We start from the raw sequence: 1,863 nt of genomic DNA on the forward strand, positions 1-1,863 counted from the left end.
TATTTATAATACTAAAAATAAAAGGTCAAAAATTATCTTAATACCAACACTAAAAAATTTTTGTTTAACATTGTTTAGATATGCTTTTTTTATTTTATGGACAGTGATTTTCTCATATGCTCTATTATCAATGAGTTATCAAAACATAATAGTATATTTTGCTTGGATTACAGCAATAATGGGTTTTTTTCTAGTGAATATAGCTTTAATTATAGATAAAAACATTCATGTCATACTTAAAAATTAAGTGAAAGTACTAAATTCAGATTAAAAATATGAAAATATCAGTTAATAAAACCTTTGATGACAGTAACTTGATAGTATTTGAATGTCTTTTGAAGTATCGAAAAATGTATTACACATAAAATTAAAGGGATGTGGAGACATTGCTTTGCGAATCTAAAGTTATTAATAAAAACCCTAAATATCGAATAATCAAATACGATAGTGAATATTTAATGATTGATTTAGTAAGTACCTGGTTAACTTTATTTCTTCCTATGATTAATTGGTTAATTCCAAAAAAATATGTCAAAATCAGTAAAAAAGAATTTGACGATTTAAACATTGTCAAACCTGTTAAAAATAAAGCTTTTTGGCCAGTTGCAGGTAGTACTATTTTGTTCGGAGTTACGTTTAGAAAATATATTCCTTCACTTAATATTCAATTAGAGAAAAACATGGTGATTGTAATATGTTGTGCAATATTTCTGGGTGTTTTAATACTTTTTTTATTTCTGAATCGTAAGCTAAGGTTGGAAATTTATAATAATAACTCTAGTAAAGGGAAAATAATTTTATTTCCTTCATTAAAAAACTTTTGTTTCACAATATTTTATTATTTTTTATTTGGCGGTCTTTCAATAATGGCTCTAAGTATGTTATTAACTTTAAATCCTCAAAATATAATAGGCTTTATTGGTTGGTTGGTAATGACTGCAGGTTTCTTTCTGTTAAACATGTCATCGATTATTGACAAAAAAATTTATGTATTATCTAAAACTAACACGGTGGAAAAATGATGGTTTAGCTGGATTTACTGCAGGTTCTATTTCGGCAATACTTGTATATTGGACCAATCAAAAAAATGAATTTGGAATAAAAGATAAAAACGATTGGATAGGACATAAACTAGACGTTGGTATAGATGCTGTAGAAAAATCTGCAGAAAAAACAGTAGATGGTGTTGAAAATGTCATGGTGAAGCTTCAAAAAGTATTTCTAATCATATAAGCCCTAAGAAATGGAGCTGGTAAATGTTGCTATGCGAATCTAAAATCATCAATAAAAACCCAAAATATAGAATTATTAAATATAATGATGAATACTTAATGGTCGATATAATAAGCACTGGGATTAGTTTATTTTTTCCTTTTATTAATTGGTTCATCCCAAAAGAATACGTCAAAATTAGTAGAGAAGAGTTTGAAAACTTAAATATTGTTAAACCTGCTAAAAAGAATGTTTTTTGGCCAGTTGCAGGTAGCTCTGCTTTGCTGGGAGTTGCATTAAGAAAATATACACATTTACTTGACATTCAACTTGATAAAAAATTAGTTATTGCCATATGTTGCATCACATTTATAGGGATTTTAATATTTTATGTACGCCTAATTAAAAAATCATCTTTAAATATTTATAATACTAAAAATAAAAGGTCAAAAATTTTTTTAATACCTACACTAAAAAATGTTTGTTTCACATTATTTGGATATATTTTATTTGGCGGATTGACTATGCTATTCCTAGATGCACTATTATCAATGAGTTATCAAAACATAATAGTATATTTTGTTTGGATTGCAGTTATAATGGGTTTTTTTCTAGTTAATATAGCTTTAATTATAGATAAAAACATTCATG

Annotated in this window: 3 protein-coding genes and 1 pseudogene; all 4 read left to right on the top strand. The window is 26.1% G+C overall.

What is annotated here, in order from left to right; genetic code table 11:
* A partial coding sequence (locus tag HMPREF3247_RS10735) for a DUF443 family protein (protein WP_048521315.1) occupies positions 1-247 on the top strand: 247 nt, incomplete at its 5' end.
* Positions 248-386: 139 nt separating this feature from the next.
* Positions 387-1,022 carry a DUF443 domain-containing protein gene (locus HMPREF3247_RS10740; RefSeq protein ID WP_070866241.1) on the top strand — a complete coding sequence of 212 codons (636 nt, stop codon included), beginning with the start codon at positions 387-389 and terminating at the stop codon, positions 1,020-1,022.
* A gap of 16 nt (positions 1,023-1,038) precedes the next feature.
* A pseudogene (locus HMPREF3247_RS10745) lies at positions 1,039-1,256 on the top strand (T7SS effector LXG polymorphic toxin); the annotation flags it as partial.
* On the top strand, positions 1,257-1,863 hold a 607-nt coding region (locus HMPREF3247_RS10750; protein ID WP_083324635.1), incomplete at its 3' end, for a DUF443 family protein. It lies immediately after the preceding pseudogene.

The sequence above is a fragment of the Staphylococcus sp. HMSC36A10 genome (genome assembly GCF_001838845.1).
In the GTDB taxonomy this organism is placed as follows: domain Bacteria; phylum Bacillota; class Bacilli; order Staphylococcales; family Staphylococcaceae; genus Staphylococcus; species Staphylococcus aureus.